Below are 17,354 nucleotides of genomic sequence, written 5' to 3'. Positions count from 1 at the left end.
CGCCAACTGCATGCCTGATTCCCACCCGGATTCCCGCGCCAAATTGCCTTCGACCCGCGCGCTCACCCACAGTACCGGCCGCTTCACGCGCCAGACCGAAGGCAGTCAGTCGCTCGAACGTGGCCTGATGCTGCTGCGCGCGTTCCGCGTCGGCTCGTCCAGCCTGACCAATGCCGACCTGGCCGCGCGCACCGGTCTGCCGCGCTCCACCGTCAGCCGCCTGACGCGCTCGCTGGTGGACGGCGGCTTCCTGCGCTATGACACCACCGAGCGCGCCTACCGGCTGGCGGCCGTGGTGGTGAGCCTCGCGGACGCCTTCCACCATGCCACCGCGGTGCCTGATATCGCCCTGCCACTGATGCGCGAGATCGCCGAGGCGGAAAAGGTCAATGTCGGCCTGGCCGTGCCTGACCAGACCGCCATGGTCTACCTGGCCGCGGTGCGCCACAGCCGCGACAGCGTGTCGCGCACCCGGCGCGTGGCGCCCGGCACGCGGATCCCAATGGAACTGACCTCGATCGGCATGGCGTGGCTGGCCGCGGTGCCAGCCGGCGTGCGCGACAATTTCCTTGCACGGATCGCGGAAAAGGCCGGCGACGAATGGCCGGCCTTGCACAAGGAACTGTCGCGCGGCATTGCCCAGGCCCAGGCGCAAGGCTATTGCACCGCCAACTACCAGCCGGGCCACCTGACCGCCGTGGGCGCGGCGTTCCGCGGGCCGGACCACCAGTGGTACGGACTCAACATCAGCTTCCCGCACAAGCCCAGCGAAAAGCCGCGCGATGTGGCGCGCTATGCGCCGCTACTGCTCGGTCTGATCGAGAAGATCAGCGTGTCATGCGGGGTGGAGGATGGCGTGGAGTAAGCATGACGGCCGGCGTAGCGCGCTACCTGATCGCACAGCGCGGTGGCTTTGTCGCATCACCGAGTCATGTCGTCGCACGACCTGATCTGGCCCCCGATCTACCGAAAGCCGGACGGGAGGCGCCGAGGTACGTGCGGCTTTCCGGCCACTGCGCTGAACCCGGCGCCGTCCACGCGCTCGAAAGCCCGCCAGGTTAGAGCAAAGCTTGCTTGCCATCTCGGCGTCCAGATATGGAGAAATCCGCACGTGCCGGACATGAAATCGCTATTCAGCGTTGGCATGCAACAACATGTGAATTAAGAGACGTCTATATCAGATCTTGATATGTTTAAATTGCCCCTCGCAGCGTTGCTGCACCACTTACGCGCACGCTGCGCGAAACCGGAATGGGCACCCCCGCACAGTTCCGGTTTTTTCGCCTTCTGCGGTCCCATGTGGCAGGCACGATGACAAGGCGCGGGCCGGCCTGTCCTCCCCCTCCCTCATCAGGGAAGCGCCCCGCCGGGTCGGCAGGCACAGCACCAGGCTGCTAGGCGTATTGCCGGATCAGATCGCGGACGCGGGGATAGACCTCGCTGCGCCACGACGGCCCGGAGAACAGCTCATAGTGACCGCACTGGCGTGCCGTGATATGCCGCTTGTGGCACGCAGCGATGCCGCTGCACAATTCGTGCGCAGCCTGGGTCTGCCCGCGGCCGGCAATGTCGTCCAACTCTCCCTCGACAGTGAGCAGCGCGGTGTCGCGGATGTCCTGTGGCCGCACGGCCTGCCCCCGCACGTTCCAACTGCTGCGGGCTAGCTGAAACTCGCGGAACACGATGCGGATGGTGTCCAGGTAAAACTCGGCCGCCATGTCGAGCACCGCGTTGTATTCATCGCAAGCGCGCCGGTGTGCCTGGGCGTGCTCCGCGTCACGCTGGAGCAGATCGAGATAGTAGTCCCATTGCGCACCCACCATGCGCGCCGGGTGCGCCATCACCAGGCCGGCATGTTGCAGGAAGCTCGGGTACACCTTGCGGCCCGCACCGGGATATTGGGCCGGTACCGCGTAGATCAGGTTGCGTTCAAACCACGCCAGCGGTTGGCGGGCCGCCAGGCTGCCGACCGCAGTCGGGTTGCTGCGGGCGTCGATCGGGCCGCCAATGAGGACCAGGCTTCTTGGTGTCGGCTCGCCAGCGCTGGCCAAGAGAGAAACCGCCGCCAATGCAGGCACGGTCGCCTGGCAGACGGCAAGCACGTGCAGGCGTTGCCCGCCGATATGCCGGATGAACGCCTGTATCTCGCCGACGCAGTCGTCCAGGCGGAACGGCCCCTCGGCCACGGGTACGTAGCGCGCATCGCGCCAGTCCGTCACATAGACCTCATGGGCGGGCAGCAGCATTTCCACGACTTCACGCAGCAGCACGGCATGATGGCCCGCCAGCGGCGCGCACACCAGCACGGCCGGCTTTCGTCCGGGCGCGGCAACCGGGTCGTGTGCGAAGCGCAGCAGACGGCAAAATGGCCGCTCCAGCACGACCTGCTCGTCCACAGCCACGACACGGCCGTCCGCGTCGAACGCGGTGATGCCAAAGGCGGGCTTCCCATATGTCTTGCCTAGACGGTAGAGCATTTCATAGCTCGCGGCGAAGCAGGACGCCCCCGGAATATGGGCAAGAAAGCAGTCGCGGTCGGTGAACGCGTTGGTGGCCTGCGCCGCCCACGCCGTCCACGGCTCGATCAGTGAACGCTGATACTCGATGAACTGGTAGAGCATACGGGCTTCTGGAAGCATGCGCTGGAAGGACTTTCAATATATGCCGGACCAGCGCCGGCACAAGGCCAAACCACAACGCCACAGCCCGAGGGCTGGCTGTTCGGTCCTATGAGGGGCAGGCTTCGGGGAAGACCAGGTCAACCAGGCGCGGTTCCTGCCGCAATCACGCGCCGACACCCGGGTAACAGGCCAAGCGCCCGCTTCACCGACCTATTAACCAAAGAATGAACGATGCCGCCGCACTGAGGAGCAGCGAGGTCGTAAAGGGAAGGTAGAGGTGAAAGTGATGGCGATGAATCACGATATCCCCGGGCAAGTGACCGAGTCCGAGCCCGGATAGCCAGGGCCAGAGGAGTCCTCCAGCTACCAGGATCAGGCCGAGGCCGATAAGCATGCGCGACATGGGAGCGCCTTTCGCATGTTGGTTAGTTGACGGTATCCGCTCTCGCCGATGTCGCAAAGCGCGCGACCGTGAGCCGGATCTTCTGCCTGGAAAGCTGAAGAGGGATTTCGGATTGGAGAAGCAGCACGTTGTCCCCTAGTCCCAGCGATCATCCTTGACCTGTACCTTGCCGTCCACGACCCGGACCGGGAAAATCGCCACCGGGTCGTAAGCCGGCGGGGACAGCGCCGCCCCCGTGATGAGGGAAAAATGCGCACCGTGGCGCGGGCAGACGACTTCCTCGCCTTCGATGTCGCCGCCACATAGCGGCTCCGCCTCGTGGGAACACATGTCCTCGACGGCGTAGTAGCTCCCGCGCACATTGAATACCGCGACCTGCAGCCCGTCGACGTCAACGCTGCGGCACGTCCCGGGCGCAAATTCGTCGGCCGGAGCGACATCGATCCATTCGCTCATTTCAGAGCAACCCCAGTTCCAGCCGCGCCGCCTCGCTCATCCGCTCTCGCGACCAGGGCGGATCCCATACCAGTTCAACCTCGACTTCGTCCACGCCGCCGACTTCCATGACGGCACTCTCGACCACGCCGGGGAAGGTCTGCGCCACCGGGCAGCCCGGCGCGGTCAGCGTCATGCGGATGCCCACCTTGCCGGCGGCTTCGTCCACGGACAGGCTGTAGACCAGGCCCAGGTCGTAGATATTGACCGGGATCTCCGGGTCATAGACGGTGCGCAGCGCCTCTATCACCCGTCCCTCCATCGTATCGGGGCCAGGCTCGAGCCTGGCTTCGTGTGCCTCGGCCTTGCGCAGCCAATCGATCATGCTCATCGCATCACTCCGTCGAGACCGGCTGGGCGCTGCCTTGCAAGGCGGCGTGCATGGCATGCCAGGCCAGCGTCGCGCACTTCACACGCGCCGGAAATTCGCGTACGCCGCCCAGCACGGCCAGCTTGCCCAGCGGCGCGCCGGCCTGCGCCGGGCCAGATCCGGTCACGAGCGCATGGAAGCCGGAAAACAACGCCTGTGCCTGCGCCTCGGTCTTACCCTTGAGCGCCTCGGTCATCAGCGATGCCGAGGCGGTGGAGATGGCGCAGCCGGAACCCTCGAAGCTCGCATCCTCGATCACGCCGTCGCTGACCTTCAGGTACAGCGTCAGCCGGTCACCGCACAGGGGTTGAACCCCTCGGCGCTGCGGTTCGCGCCCATCAGCCGCTTGCAATTGCGCGGCGAGCGGCTGTGGTCGACCACAACTTCCCGGTAAAGATCGAGCAGATCGGACATCAGGCAAATACCTCCTGCGCCTTGCGCACGGCGCGCAACAGCGCATCCACCTCCTCCCGCGTGTTGTATAGCGCGAAGGACGCACGCACCGTGGCAGGCACGCCGAACCTCTCCATCACGGGCATCGCGCAATGGTGGCCCGCACGGACCGCCACGCCTTCCAGGTCGAGGATGGTGCCTGCGTCATGGGGATGCACGCCATCCAGGACGAACGAGAGAATGCTCGCCTTGTCCGCCGCCGTGCCGATGATGCGCAGGCCGGCAATCTGCGCCGCCTGCCCGGTGGCGTAGGCGAGCAGCGCGTGCTCGTGGGCCGCGATGGCGTCCAGGCCCACCGCACTCACATAGTCGATCGCGGCGCCCAGGCCGACTACGCCGGCGATATTGGGCGTGCCGGCCTCGAACTTGAAGGGCAGGTCGTTGTAAGTGGTCTTGTGGAAAGTGACTTCGCGAATCATGTCGCCCCCGCCCTGGTAAGGCGGCATGGCATCGAGCAGCGCGGCCTTGCCGTAGAGCACGCCAACGCCAGTGGGGCCGTAGAGTTTGTGCCCCGAGAATGCGTAGAAATCGCAATCCAGTGCCTGCACATCGACTTTGAAGTGCGGCACGGCCTGGGCCCCATCGACCAGTACCGGAATGCCCCTGGCATGCGCCAGTTCGATCAGGTACCGCACCGGGTTGACCGTGCCAAGGGCGTTGGAGAGATGGGTCACTGCAACCAGCCTGGTGCGGGGGCCAAGCAGGCGCTCGAATTCTTCCAGCAGCAGTTCGCCCGCGTCGTTGATCGGCGCCACCCGCAGGATGGCACCCGTGCGCTCGCACGCCAGTTGCCACGGCACGATATTGGAATGGTGCTCCATCGCGCTGACCAGGATCTCGTCGCCGGGCCGCAGGCGTTGTCCGTAACTGGCCGCCACCAGGTTGATCGCCTCCGTGGCGCCACGCACGAACACGATCTCCTCGCGCCGGGCCGCATGGATCAAGCCTTGCACCGCGTCGCGCGCCGCCTCGTAGGCATCGGTCGCGCGCTGGCTCAAGGTGTGCACGCCACGATGGATGTTGGCATTGAGCGCGGCGTAGTAATGTGCCTCGCAGTCGATCACGCTCTGTGGCTTCTGGCTGGTGGCTGCGTTGTCCAGATAGACCAGCGGCTTGCCGTTGACCGTCTGCCGCAGGATGGGGAAATCCCAGCGCAGCCGCATGACGTCCAGGCCCGCGGCCGGGGCCGTGCCCCACAGGGCGCTGAATCCATGCGCGGCCGTGCTCATGTCAGCACCTTCACGGGCTCGGGCAAGTGGCCGCGCAAGAGCGTCTCCAGCCGCGTGCGCAAGGAGCTCAGGCCTAGCCGGTTGACCATCTCTTCCGCGAAGGCGAAAGTCAGCAGGGCCCGCGCCGAGGCGTCGTCCAGCCCGCGCGAACGCAGGTAGTAGATCTGGTCGGGTTCGAGCTGGCCTACGGTGGCGCCATGGCTGCATTTGACGTCGTCGGCGTAGATCTCCAGCTGTGGCTTGGTATCGACTTCGGCGTTCTCGGACAGGAGCAGGTTGCGGTTGGATTGGTGCGCATCGGTATGCTGGGCATCGGGATGCACCACCACCTTGCCGTTGAACACGGCGCGCGAGGCGCCGGCCAGCACGCCCTTATAGAACTCGCGGCTCTTGCCTTGCGGCCTGGCGTGGTCGATGCGCGTGTGGTGGTCGATATGCTGCCGCCCGCCGGTCATGTACAGCCCGTCGAGCGAGCATTCGGCGCGCTCGGCGTTCAGCCCGACCTGGATGTCGGCCCGCGCCAGGGCGCCGCCCAGGGCGAAGGCACTGGAGGTGAAGCGGCTGCCGTGCTGCTGGTCCATATTCACGCCGGCAATGTGAAACGCCTTGAGGCTCTCTTGCTGCACCTTGTGATGCTCGACCTGCGCGTCACGCGCGGCAACGATCTCGGTGACGCTGTTGGTGAAATAAGCGAGGCCGTCCACACCCACGTGGTGTTCCACAATGCAGACACGGCTGCCTGCTTCCGCCATCACGAGATTGCGCGTATGGGTGACCAGCTCCGGTGCCGTGGCGATGAACAGCAGGTGGATCGGCTGGTCGGGCGTGGTGCCTGCGGCCAGGCGGATATAAGCGCCATCGACCATGAACGCGGTGTTCAAAGCGGCAAAGCCGGACGGGTAGTCGCTCACGCCGCGGCAAAGCAGCGCTTCCACAGGCTCGGGCGTGCGCTCCAGCATGGCGGCGAGGCTGAGCAGTTCAACCCCTGCTGGCAGCATGCCGATGCGCGACCATTGCGGCTGGTGGTGGCCGTCGAGGAATACCATCAGGTGCGCGCCGGGCAAGGCGAGCGACTCGATCCGCGCAGCCAGGGCCTCCGGCTTGGCGTCGGACTGCGTCGGCCCTGCGGTAAAGCGGCTCCTCTCGATCGCGGCCACACTGGTGTATTTCCAGTCCTCATGGCGCAGCGTCGGAAACCCGGCTTGCGCGAAGTGTTCCCGCGCCTGTTGGCGCATGCGCGCGAGCCAGGGCAGCCGCCGGCCGGGCAACGCAGCCTCGACGCGGGCGAACTCGGCAAGATAGTGTTCCACCCCGGTTGCGCTCATGCCGACGCCTCCGTAACGGTGAAGGCCTGCGCCTCCATTCCCACATAGCCATGATGCTCCAGTTCCAGCGCCAGTTCGGGCCCGCCGGACCTGGCAATGCGGCCCTGCGCCAGTACGTGCACCCGGTCCGGCACGATGTAGTTGAGCAGCCGCTGGTAGTGGGTAACCAGCACGATGGCGCGCTGCGGGCCGCGCATGGCGCCGATGCCGCTGGCGACGATCTTGAGCGCGTCGATGTCGAGGCCGGAGTCGGTCTCGTCGAGAATGGCGAGCCGGGGTTCCAGCACCGCCATCTGCAGAATCTCGTTGCGCTTCTTTTCGCCACCGGAGAAGCCTTCGTTCACCGAGCGGTAAAGCAGGCTTGGGTCCATCTCCATGAGCCGGAGCTTGTCCTTGACCAGCGCGAGAAAGTCCATGGCATCCAGTTCCGGTTCGCCGCGATGCTTGCGGATCGCGTTGAGCCCCGCCTTGAGCAGATAGATGTTCGAGACGCCGGGGATTTCCACCGGATACTGGAAGGCCAGGAAGACGCCCGCGCGTGCCCGCTCTTCGGGCGGCATGCCCAGCAGGTTCGCGCCGTCGTAGAGGACTTCACCCGCGCTCACGACGTAGCGGTCCCGCCCGGCCAGCACATGGGCAAGGGTGCTCTTGCCGGAGCCGTTGGGGCCCATGATGGCGTGCACCTCCCCAGCCTTCACGGTAAGGTCGATGCCGTGCAGGATGGGCTTGTCGTCGACTGAGACGTGCAGGTTACGGATTTCAAGCATGGCTGGCTTGTTGCTCCAATGTGGCTCCGACGTGACGCCAATGCGGCTCCGAGGCGGCGCGGCCCGCGCGCTCCCTAGCCGATGCTTCCCTCCAGGCTGACGCCCAGCAGCTTCTGTGCTTCCACCGCGAACTCCATCGGCAGTTCCTTGAACACTTCCTTGCAAAAGCCGTTCACGATCATCGATACCGCGTCTTCGGGGCCGATGCCGCGGCTTTGGCAATAGAACAGCTGGTCCTCGCCGATGCGCGAGGTGGAGGCCTCGTGTTCGACGCGGGCAGTGGCATTCTTCACCTCGATATACGGAAAGGTGTGGGCCGCGCATTTGTCGCCCAGCAACAGCGAGTCGCACTGCGAGTAGTTGCGCGCGCCGCTGGCGCTCTTCGCCATCTTCACCAGCCCACGGTATGCGTTCTGGCCGTGGCCGGCCGAAATGCCCTTGGAGAGAATCGTGCTCCGGGTATTCCTGCCGAGGTGGGTCATCTTGGTGCCCGTGTCGGCCTGCTGGTAGTGGTTGGTCAGCGCCACGGAATAGAACTCCCCAACCGAGTCGTCGCCCTGCAGGATCACGCTTGGGTACTTCCAGGTAATGGCCGATCCGGTCTCGACCTGGGTCCATGAAATCTTCGAACGGGCGCCACGGCAGTCGCCGCGCTTGGTCACGAAGTTATAGATACCGCCCTTGCCTTCCTTGTCGCCCGGATACCAGTTCTGCACTGTCGCGTAGCGGATCTGCGCATCCTCCAGCGCGATCAGTTCCACCACCGCGGCATGCAACTGGTTTTCGTCGCGCATCGGGGCGGTGCAGCCTTCCAGATAGCTGACATAAGCGCCCTCGTCGGCAATGATCAGGGTACGCTCGAACTGACCGGTCTTCTGGGCATTGATGCGAAAGTAAGTGGACAACTCCATCGGGCAGCGTACTCCGGGGGGATATAGCAGAACGACCCGTCGCTGAACACAGCCGAGTTGAGCGTGGCGAAGTAGTTGTCGGTGTAGGGCACGACCGTGCCGAGGTACTGCCGCACCAGCTCGGGGTGCTCGCGCACCGCCTCCGAGAACGAACAGAAAATGATGCCGAGCTCGCCCAGTTTCGCCTTGAATGTGGTGGCTACCGAGACGCTGTCGAATACCGCATCCACGGCGACGCCCGCGAGCAACTCACGTTCCCGCAGGGGCACACCCAGCTTCTCGTAGGTGCGCAGCAGCTCTGGATCGACCTCGTCCAGCGTCTTGGGCCCGGCCTTTTGGGAGCTTGGCGCGGAATAGTAAGCAATGGCCTGGTAGTCGATGGGCGGGTGCCTGACTGTCGCCCAGTGCGGCTCGGACACCGTCAGCCAGTGACGATAGGCCTTGAGGCGCCAGTCAAGCATGAATTCCGGCTCGTCCTTCATGGCCGAGATCATGCGGATCACGTCCTCGTTCAGCCCGCACGGCACCGTGTCCGTTGCCACGGACGTGTAGAAACCGTGCTGATAGCCTTGGCTGATCAGTTCGTCGAGCTTGTGCGCCGGGGTTGCCATGTTCTGCCTTCGATTGCCATGCGTCACTCGAACGCCTGCTTGCGGCCTGACGCCTTCCAGGCGTGCAGCGTGCCGATATCGACCGGATGCAACGTCGGTTGCGTCATGTCCGCCAGCGTTACGCCATCCAGGGCATGAAAGATCGCCAGGCTGATCCGCTGCCAGTTCGCACGGATGGAACAGGTTCCTTCCTGGGCACACAAGCCGGCTGCAATGCTGCATTCGGTCATGCCGGCAGGGCCTTCCATGGCGTCGATCACCTGCGCGATCGAGATCTCCTGCGGCGGCCGTGCCAGCAGGTAACCGCCCTTCGCGCCGCGCAGCGAATGCAGCAGCTTTTGCCGCGCAAGCATCTTGAGGATCTTGCTCGCGGTGGGCATCGACACGCCAATCTCGGCCGCAACCTCGGCGGCACTGCAGATCCGGCCCGGCTCCCGCGCCATGTGCGTCATGATCACCGTGCCGTAGTCGGTCAGTTTGCTTAGTCTGAGCATCTTCACCCCAAACTATCGTTGCTAATTAGAACTGAATTGGTTCTGTATAGTTCCTGTGAAGGGCTCCGCGGCGATGCGACGTCCAGTCCACCGCTTATCGATCCGGCAAGTCACGCGTGGCTCGGCCGGCAGTCAAAGGATGTCGGCCGCAGGGGATCGGCGGAGACCCTTATTCGGATGATCGCCCTCTATGTGGACTCAATGGAGGTGATGGAGGTGATGGGAGGAGACCTTTGGACTAGTCGTAGGTTTCCCAGAAAAAACCGCGATCGAGGTCTCGCTCGAACTCGACGGTCCAGGACGTACCGCTTCCAACAGCGTAGTGTTGGCGGGCACCGGTGAGATTTGCCGCCACGGTCACCTCACGGGAAATGGGGCTTACGCCGTCCTTGGAAGGGTTGCCTTCGTCAAAGACGATCGTAAATTCTTCGCGGATCCGGCCATGCTTCTTGCACGCCGACTCGAAGTCCTCTTGCTCGTCCACCGGTAGTTCTTCGAATAGCTTCTGAACCATGACATCTCCCAATGACCGACACGATCCTAGCATGGCCCTCGATACGCGCTACCAAGGCGACTGCCGCGTCGTGATTGGCCACTTGACCGCCACGGGCACCCGGCCAGATGGTCGGGACGCCGAGGGGCCAGGACCCCAGGGCCAATGCGCCCTGGACAGTCCAGAATTTCAGCGTGCAAGAAGGCTGCGAGGTGCTCAGGCGCCGTCGAGGAACGGATTGCGCTGGCCAAGGCGCGTTCCGAGTGCATCGGGTGCCAGGCTCATACTGGCGGGGTCCATTGCCGGGCTGGGGCTGCCGGCCAGCGTCGGGTCGACTGCTGCGGGCGCCATAGCCGGCGGAGCCGACTGTCCGGCATCCTGCGCATAGGGATCGCGTGCGGCTGGCAGCGCCCCCTGGGCCAAAGGCGCTGCCGAGGGCATGGCTTGCATAGGTTGGGCGGATTGCATCGGCTGAGTCGTTGGCATCGGCTGGGTCGGCTGAATGGGCTGGGCTTGCTGCGCGAACAGCGGGTAGGACGCGATCATCGCGCCAGCCATCAACAGGGATTTCGCCAGATGTTGCTTCATTCGTGTACCTCCTAAAATGCCTTCAGGCATGGGAATGGCCACTGTAGCGCCGAGGTACCTAACATTCTGTTCGAATTTGCAACGGGCATTTACCAGCCTTGCCATCGACACCGAGGTGGGTTAGTTGCGCGCGCGAGTTTGCTTTTCGCCGGCCTGAGGCGCGCGTGGGCTGGCGAGGCCAGTGCAGATGTGTTCGGCTTCGCCATGCTAACCATCAACGCGGACAATGATCCGCAGCCATGCCCCGAGCGCACGGCCATTGACCGTCACCGTCACTATCGTGCCCCTGCGCCGGGACCTCGCTGAGGCCGCCCACATCGCACCTATCCAGCCCGAATGCCCCTTCATAAGGAGACGCGACGCAGAGCCTGAGAAATGCGCCGCAAGCAACGGCGATGGCGAGAATGGTTGTCATGGGTCGGAGATCGGATGCAGATGTTGGGGGCAAACAGGCTACCAGCCCTGACCAACATCAATTGCAAAGAATAGTCAGCAAAAGACCGCGGTGCTCGCATGATCCGACGCGGATACACCGCCTTCGGCCTGCGCACAGGCATGGTCGGCTGCGCCGGCGATGGCATCGCGGGCTGTCGGGATGCGCTGCAGCGGCCACGACGATCCCCCGACTTGGAAAATAGCGCCGACCTCCCCTCTCTTGGGGGGATGCGCACGCCATCAGATTGCGCATCATGGGCGCCGCACTCCCGGCGCAGCGGCCCCGCTGATAGGCCGCCACGCCTGTCGCCCTGTCAGCGGGCCGGCACCGGCGCGATGGACTCGTGCGGCGTGGCGGTGCGCTGGGCGGCCTTGTGCACCATGGTGTAGGCGTAGTCCACGCCCATGCCGTAGGCGCCCGAGTGTTCCTTGACCAGTTTCATCACCGCGTCGTAGGTGTCGCGGTGGGCCCAGTCGCGCTGCCATTCGAGCAGCACCTGCTGCCAGGTCACCGGCACCACGCCGGCCTGCACCATGCGCTGCATGGCGTAGTCGTGCGCTTCCTTGCTGGTGCCGCCCGAGGCATCGGCCACCATGTAGATCTCGTAGTCGCTGTCATGCATCGCGGACAGCGCGAAGGTGGTGTTGCAGACCTCGGTCCACAGACCGGCCACGATGATCTTCTTGCGGCCGTTGGCGGCCAGCGCGTCCCGCACCTTCTGGTCGTCCCACGAATTCATCGAGGTGCGTTCCAGCGTCTTCTGGCCGGGGAATACGTCAAGCAACTCGGGATAGGTGTAGCCGGAGAAGGACTCGCTCTCCACCGTGGTGATGACCGTGGGGATGTTGAAGATGCGGGCGGCCTTGGCCAGGCCCACCACGTTGTTCTTCATCGCCTGGCGGTCCATCGACTGCACGCCGAAGGCCATCTGCGGCTGGTGGTCGATGAAGATCAGTTGGCTGTTGTCCGGGGTCAGCACTTCGAGCTTGGCGTTGGTCATGATCTTTTCCCTCTGCTTGTCCATTTGATTGAATTATTTAGAACGTCATCTTTGTTGTTGCGCCGTCCATGGATTGAACTTTATGGCAGAGAACGATGGTTAAGTGATGAATTCGTCGGAGTAGTTGTTCAATTTTATTGATGAATATTAGGGTGCGCCAAAATGAGCCCGGGACGCCGCGCTAACGGCGCGCCTGCTCCCTTCACCTCATGCTGCCCGGCTGGCTCGGCGCAGCAGGGGAACGACAAACTCCCGTCACCGCCAACAGAAAAATCCTCGCCACTCGCAATTCATTGCGCCAGGGCCATCGGGCCCCCGCCTTGCTAACGAAGCCAATGACGCGTCTAATCATCTGAGGCAGGCGATTGCAGTCAGGAGGCGATATGCGCTGCACAGATTGCGGGGGCGAGAACCTCGCGAGGGCCAACTTCTGCGAGCATTGCGGGGCCAAGCTTGCACGCATCTGCCCGCGTTGTGGCGAGGAGTCCAGCCCTGCCGCAAATTTCTGCAGCGCATGTGGCTCGCCCCTGAACGGCGACCCGTCAGAGTCGCTTCCAGTGCCTAAGTCCGCCGCTTCGGCCCCTGTTCACTACACACCTCCCCATCTGGCCGAGCGCATCCGGGCGGAGCAGGCGGCCATGGAAGCCAGGGGAGGGACGGACGGCGAACGCAAGACCATCACGGCGCTGTTCGCCGATATGGCTGGCTCGACGGCATTGATCCAGGACCTGGATCCCGAGGAGGCGCGTCACTTGATCGACCCCGTCGTGACGCTAATGATGGGGGCCGTGCACCACTATGAGGGCTACGTAGCGAAGTTCCTGGGTGACGGCATTCTCGCCCTGTTCGGCGCCCCCATTGCCCACGAGGACCATGCCCTGCGGGCACTATTCGCAGCGCTACGCATGCAGGAAGCGATGCGTAGTCACAGTGACCGAGTGCGTTTGGACAAAGGCATACCGCTTCAGATCCGCGTCGGTGTCCACACCGGCGAGGTGTTGGTGCGCTCGATCCGCACGGACGACCTGCACACGGACTACGATCCTGTGGGCCACACAATCCACATCGCCTCGCGCATGGAAGGCATTGCCACACCGGCGTCCATCCTCGTCAGCGAGTCTACCCATAAGCTCACCGAGGGGTATTTCGAATTCAAGGCGCTAGGGACCACCCACGTAAAAGGCGTCCGGGATCCGCTTGCGGTCTATGAGGTGCTGGGCCTCGGGGCATTGCGCACGCGCATGCAAGTGGCGGCGCACCGCGGTCTGGCCCGCTTTGTGGGACGCCAGAGCGAAATGGAACAATTGCACAACGCCTTGGAGCTTGCCAAGGCAGGGCATGGGCAAGTCGTCGGGGTGGTGGGCGAGGCCGGGGTAGGAAAATCGCGGCTATTCCACGAGTTCAAGGCACGATCACAACAAGGCTGCCTTGTGCTGGAGACGTTCTCGGTTTCGCACGGCAAGGCCTTTGCCTATTTGCCGCTGATCGAGCTGCTAAGAAATTACTTTCAAATCACCCCGCAGGACAACGACCGAAGCTGCCGTGAGAAGGTCACTGGCAAGCTACTCACCCTGGAGCGGGCGCTGGAAGACCATTTGCCCTACCTGCTCTACCTGCTCGGATCCTTCGAGCCCGGCTCAGCACTGCCGACCATGGACGCTGCCATCCGGCGCCAGCGCACGTTCGAAGCGATTGCAAGCCTGCTGGTCCGCGAAAGCCTCAACCAGCCGCTCGAACTCCTTTTCGAAGACCTGCAATGGCTGGACAGCGAAACCGAGGCCTTCCTCAATATCCTCATCGACTACGTGCCGGGGGCGAGGATCGTCCTGCTTGTCAACTACCGTCCGGAGTACTCCCATGACTGGGACCCCAGGCGCTATTACGTCCAACTGCATCTGGAGCCTCTGGGTCCGACCGAAGCCCAGGGACTGCTCACCGCGCTGCTTGGCGATGATCGCGCTCTCGCGCCCCTGAAACGGCTCATCCTGGACAAGACCGAAGGCAACCCATTCTTTATGGAGGAAGTGGTCCAGACCCTGGTCGAGGAGAAGGCCCTGCTTGGCCAGCCTGGGTGCTACCGCATTGAGACGGCGCCTACCTCACTGCATATCCCCACCACCGTCCAGGGCGTGCTTGCAGCCCGCATCGATCGGCTCCCCCTCGTCCAGAAGGAACTGCTGCAGAGCCTGGCCGTGATCGGCAAGGAATTTCCCTTGAGTCTCATCCAGCACGTCACCGCGCTGGATGACGACAAGCTGCGCCCTCTTCTCGCCGACCTGCAGGCGGGCGATTTCATTTACGAGCGACCCGCATTCCCGGATGTGGAGTACGCTTTCAAGCACGCACTCACTCAGGAAGTTGCCGGCAACTCCCTGCTTACCGAGCGGCGCAGCGCGCTGCACGAGCGCACCGCCGAGGCCATCGAGACCCTGTTCGGGAGTCGGTTAAAGGACTACTGCAGCGAGCTCGCACACCATTACAGCCATAGCGGCAACATCCCGAAGGCAGTGAACTACCTGCACTGTGCCGGCCAGCAGGCCCTCGAGCGTTCTGCCCAGGTCGAAGCGATGCATCACCTCAGCACAGCCGTTGAATTGCTCAAGCGACTGCCCGACACGCCCGAGCGCGCATGCGAGGAACTCACGCTGCTACTAACGCTCGGGCCGGCCTTGATAGCCACCCGGGGTCAGGCCGCCCCGGAAGTGGAGGCAACTTACAGGCGCGCGCTGGCATTGTGCGAACAAGGTGGGCAAACGCCATCTTTCTTCTCGGCGCAGCTTGGACTATGGGCGTTCTATCAATTGCGGGCGCGGTACAAAGTTGCGCAGCCGCTTGGGGAACGGCTGCTTGGCATGGCTCTGGATACGCAGAAGCCGGAGCAGCTCGCGGAGGCGCATCGTGTACTCGGGGCGACCACATTCCGTCTGGGCCAGCTCGGTGTGGCCCGCAGCCACATGGAGCAGGTACTGGCACTGCACCGCCCGGACCAGCCGGCCTATGCCTTTCTTCTGGGTTACGGGCGAGACCCAGCCGTCCATGCCAGGAGCACGTTGGGTTGGATTCTTTGGTATCTGGGCCTGCCGGATCTGGCTCGCACGCGCTGCCAGGAGGCATTGACCCTGGCCAAGCAGCGCCCTGACGCCTTTAACCTCGCGCTTTGCCTTGTCTTCGCGGCCGAAGTGCACCGATGTCGGCGTGAGGTGCAATTGACCCGCGAGTACGCCGAGGCCGCCATCGCTGTCTCGGGTGATCAGGGGTTTCCCATTTATCTCGCGTGGGGAACCGTCCTGCAAGGCTGGGCGCTGGCCGAACACGGTAGGCATGAGCAGGGGATTGCCCAGATTCACCAGGGCCTCACCGCCTACGAGGTGACTGGCGCGGCACTGGGAAGGCCGAACCTCCTGGCTCTGCTCGCTGAAGCCTATCGGACAGCCGGGGACCTCCACGCCGGATTGGAGGCGCTGACCGAGGCTCTAGCCTTGACGGAAGAGACGGGAGAGCGGCTTGACGAAGCGACGCTGCATCGGCTCAAAGGCGAACTGATACTCCAGCAGGCGAGCGCGGGATCCCGCGCGTTCGCCGGCCACGAAGACGCTGAGGCTTGTTTTCACAAGGCAATCGCCGTCGCCCGCGATCAGGGTGCCAGGTCACTGGAGTTGCAAGCCGCGCTGAGCCTGGCCCAGCTATGGCGACGCCAGGGAAAGATGGACGCCGCGCGCCAGACCCTGAGCGCGATCCATGGAGCCTTCAGCGAGGGCTTTGACGTCGCCGACTGGCAACAAGCCAAGACACTACTGGCTGATCTGGCCTGAAGCGATGGCCCTCCCGATTGGTGAGTGGGGGACTACCCACCAATGACGATCCGGTGGCCCCGTGAGTGACCCTGCCAATTCATCGGTGGCCCAATCGTAATCCTCACAGGAATTCCTTTCCGATGTCAATGCTCGAGCGCTGGCCAACATTCTCGTAGTTTTCCTTGATCCATGCATCGGCCTGAGTCCTCCCCTTGTCACGCAGGTCGCAAAGGAAGTCCCAGTCGGCGTTGTACTTGCTCGACACGCCGAGAGCGCTCATCGTCTCATCGGACCTGATTGAGTGAATCAGCATTTCCTTCATCTCGCCCCGCTCGACCTTGCCTCGCTGGATGAGCGAAGTCACGAAGGCAATTGCGCGCATCTCTCGCATGAGCGATGAGTTGAAGCTCACTTCGTTGACGCGATTGAGGATTTCGGCGGCAGTGGTAGGCACGCCACGGCGTACGATCGGATTGATGTGGACAATCACGACATCGCTTGTATTGCAGTGATAGATCAGCGGGAAAATAGCCGGATTTCCAACATAGCCGCCATCCCAAAAATATTCACCATCGATTGACACAGCCTGGAACAGGGTTGGCGGACAGGCAGAAGCCAGCACGGCTTCAACGCAAATGTCCTCGCTCGAAAAGATGCGTATTCTGCTGGTCTCGACATTGGTCGCACACAGATAAAGCTGTATCGGGCATTGCTTGCGTAACACCGCAAAATCGACCTGCTTCTCCAGCACATCCCGCAGCGGATTCATGTTATCGGGATTGAACTGGTATGGCGACAGGATACGAAGAACGATGTCCGCCATCGCGTACAAGGGCGAGTGGTTCAGCCCAAAGCTATGCGACCCTTTCAGCCACGGCATCCAACGCAGCGGGCTATACCGCTCTGCCGATTGCGCGATGGCGAGCCAGAATTCGTGCAGCGCCTCGCGCGCCCGGTCGTGCCCGCCTTGCAGCAAACCGTAGGCGAGCACGGCGGCATTCATCGCCCCCGCACTCGTTGCACTGACGCCTTCGATGGCAAATCTCCCATCTTCGAGCAACCGGTCAAGGACTCCCCACGTGAACGCACCGTGCATCCCGCCGCCTTGCAAAGCGAGTGCGATTGGCTTTTGTTCGCCGTTACCGGTCTGCCGACGGATATTCCCAGCCATCCCAAAGCTCCCTAGTGAAGCGGACCGGAGCATACCCGCCGGGTACCGGCTTGCGCGGGTGTAGCGTGGCGTGTCGCAACCAGCGCTTGCTCGAGCGTTAGCTCGGGACCAACGCTGATGGAGGCCCGCCAAACAAGACTTCCAGCATTGCGTCGGATGACGGGATCCGCTCTCCTGAAGTGTAGTAAAGATG

The 17,354-nt window shown here is 63.5% G+C and carries 14 protein-coding genes and 2 pseudogenes; 2 read left to right on the top strand and 14 right to left on the bottom strand.

From position 1 onward, the window contains the following. Positions 1–10: 10 nt before the first annotated feature. The gene (locus OMK73_RS12940; RefSeq protein ID WP_267602404.1) at positions 11–865 is read left to right on the top strand and encodes an IclR family transcriptional regulator; all 855 of its coding nucleotides are present in this window, start codon (positions 11–13) and stop codon (positions 863–865) included. A 529-nt stretch (positions 866–1,394) separates the two neighbouring features. On the opposite strand, the gene OMK73_RS12935 is transcribed toward OMK73_RS12940, so the two are convergent. The 13 genes and pseudogenes from OMK73_RS12935 to OMK73_RS12875 form a co-directional block, all read right to left on the bottom strand. Further along, entirely contained in the window at positions 1,395–2,639 is a 1,245-nt protein-coding gene (locus tag OMK73_RS12935; RefSeq protein WP_324291725.1) for a polyhydroxyalkanoate depolymerase, read from the bottom strand. A gap of 184 nt (positions 2,640–2,823) precedes the next feature. Beyond that, positions 2,824–3,015 carry a DUF2905 domain-containing protein gene (locus tag OMK73_RS12930; RefSeq protein ID WP_267606356.1) on the bottom strand — a complete coding sequence of 64 codons (192 nt, stop codon included), beginning with the start codon at positions 3,013–3,015 and terminating at the stop codon, positions 2,824–2,826. 144 nt (positions 3,016–3,159) lie between these two features. Continuing rightward, entirely contained in the window at positions 3,160–3,480 is a 321-nt protein-coding gene (locus tag OMK73_RS12925) for a Rieske (2Fe-2S) protein (RefSeq protein ID WP_267602403.1), read from the bottom strand. 1 nt (position 3,481) lies between these two features. Next, positions 3,482–3,850 carry an SUF system Fe-S cluster assembly protein gene (locus tag OMK73_RS12920; protein WP_267602402.1) on the bottom strand — a complete coding sequence of 123 codons (369 nt, stop codon included), beginning with the start codon at positions 3,848–3,850 and terminating at the stop codon, positions 3,482–3,484. 4 nt (positions 3,851–3,854) lie between these two features. After that, a pseudogene (gene sufU, locus OMK73_RS12915) lies at positions 3,855–4,303 on the bottom strand (Fe-S cluster assembly sulfur transfer protein SufU). Then, positions 4,303–5,571 (bottom strand): cysteine desulfurase, encoded by a 1,269-nt coding sequence (locus OMK73_RS12910; RefSeq protein WP_324291724.1) that lies wholly within the window; start codon positions 5,569–5,571, stop codon positions 4,303–4,305. The pseudogene sufU and the gene OMK73_RS12910 overlap by 1 nt, the downstream one beginning before the upstream one ends. Then, positions 5,568–6,896, bottom strand: coding sequence for a Fe-S cluster assembly protein SufD (sufD, locus tag OMK73_RS12905; RefSeq protein ID WP_267602401.1), 1,329 nt, complete (start codon positions 6,894–6,896; stop codon positions 5,568–5,570). The genes OMK73_RS12910 and sufD overlap by 4 nt, the downstream gene beginning before the upstream one ends. Further along, positions 6,893–7,663 carry a Fe-S cluster assembly ATPase SufC gene (gene sufC, locus OMK73_RS12900; RefSeq protein WP_267602400.1) on the bottom strand — a complete coding sequence of 257 codons (771 nt, stop codon included), beginning with the start codon at positions 7,661–7,663 and terminating at the stop codon, positions 6,893–6,895. The genes sufD and sufC overlap by 4 nt, the downstream gene beginning before the upstream one ends. A gap of 74 nt (positions 7,664–7,737) precedes the next feature. Beyond that, positions 7,738–9,185: pseudogene (gene sufB / locus OMK73_RS12895) on the bottom strand (Fe-S cluster assembly protein SufB). Positions 9,186–9,208: 23 nt separating this feature from the next. Next, a complete protein-coding gene (locus tag OMK73_RS12890; RefSeq protein ID WP_267602399.1) occupies positions 9,209–9,679 on the bottom strand; it encodes an SUF system Fe-S cluster assembly regulator in 471 nt (156 codons plus the stop codon). 238 nt (positions 9,680–9,917) lie between these two features. After that, positions 9,918–10,193, bottom strand: a complete 276-nt coding sequence (locus tag OMK73_RS12885) for a hypothetical protein (RefSeq protein ID WP_267602398.1) — start codon at positions 10,191–10,193, stop codon at positions 9,918–9,920. A gap of 195 nt (positions 10,194–10,388) precedes the next feature. Further along, complete coding sequence (locus OMK73_RS12880) at positions 10,389–10,760, bottom strand: hypothetical protein (RefSeq protein ID WP_267602397.1); 372 nt, start codon at positions 10,758–10,760, stop codon at positions 10,389–10,391. Between the two features lie 749 nt (positions 10,761–11,509). Then, positions 11,510–12,196, bottom strand: coding sequence for a hydrolase (locus tag OMK73_RS12875; protein WP_267602396.1), 687 nt, complete (start codon positions 12,194–12,196; stop codon positions 11,510–11,512). Positions 12,197–12,579: 383 nt separating this feature from the next. On the opposite strand from OMK73_RS12875, the gene OMK73_RS12870 reads away from it, so the two are divergent. Beyond that, positions 12,580–16,008: an adenylate/guanylate cyclase domain-containing protein gene (locus tag OMK73_RS12870; RefSeq protein ID WP_267602395.1), complete on the top strand. Its 3,429-nt coding sequence runs from the start codon at positions 12,580–12,582 to the stop codon at positions 16,006–16,008. Positions 16,009–16,111: 103 nt separating this feature from the next. Here OMK73_RS12870 and OMK73_RS12865 read toward each other — a convergent pair whose 3' ends face one another. Beyond that, entirely contained in the window at positions 16,112–17,161 is a 1,050-nt protein-coding gene (locus tag OMK73_RS12865; protein WP_267602394.1) for a patatin-like phospholipase family protein, read from the bottom strand. Positions 17,162–17,354 lie beyond the last annotated feature (193 nt).

Origin of the sequence: Cupriavidus sp. D39, assembly GCF_026627925.1 — a bacterium.
Classification (GTDB): Bacteria; Pseudomonadota; Gammaproteobacteria; order Burkholderiales; family Burkholderiaceae; genus Cupriavidus; species Cupriavidus ulmosensis.
The sequence above is the reverse complement of the archived record's forward strand: the minus strand, read 5'-3'. Positions and strand labels throughout refer to the sequence as shown.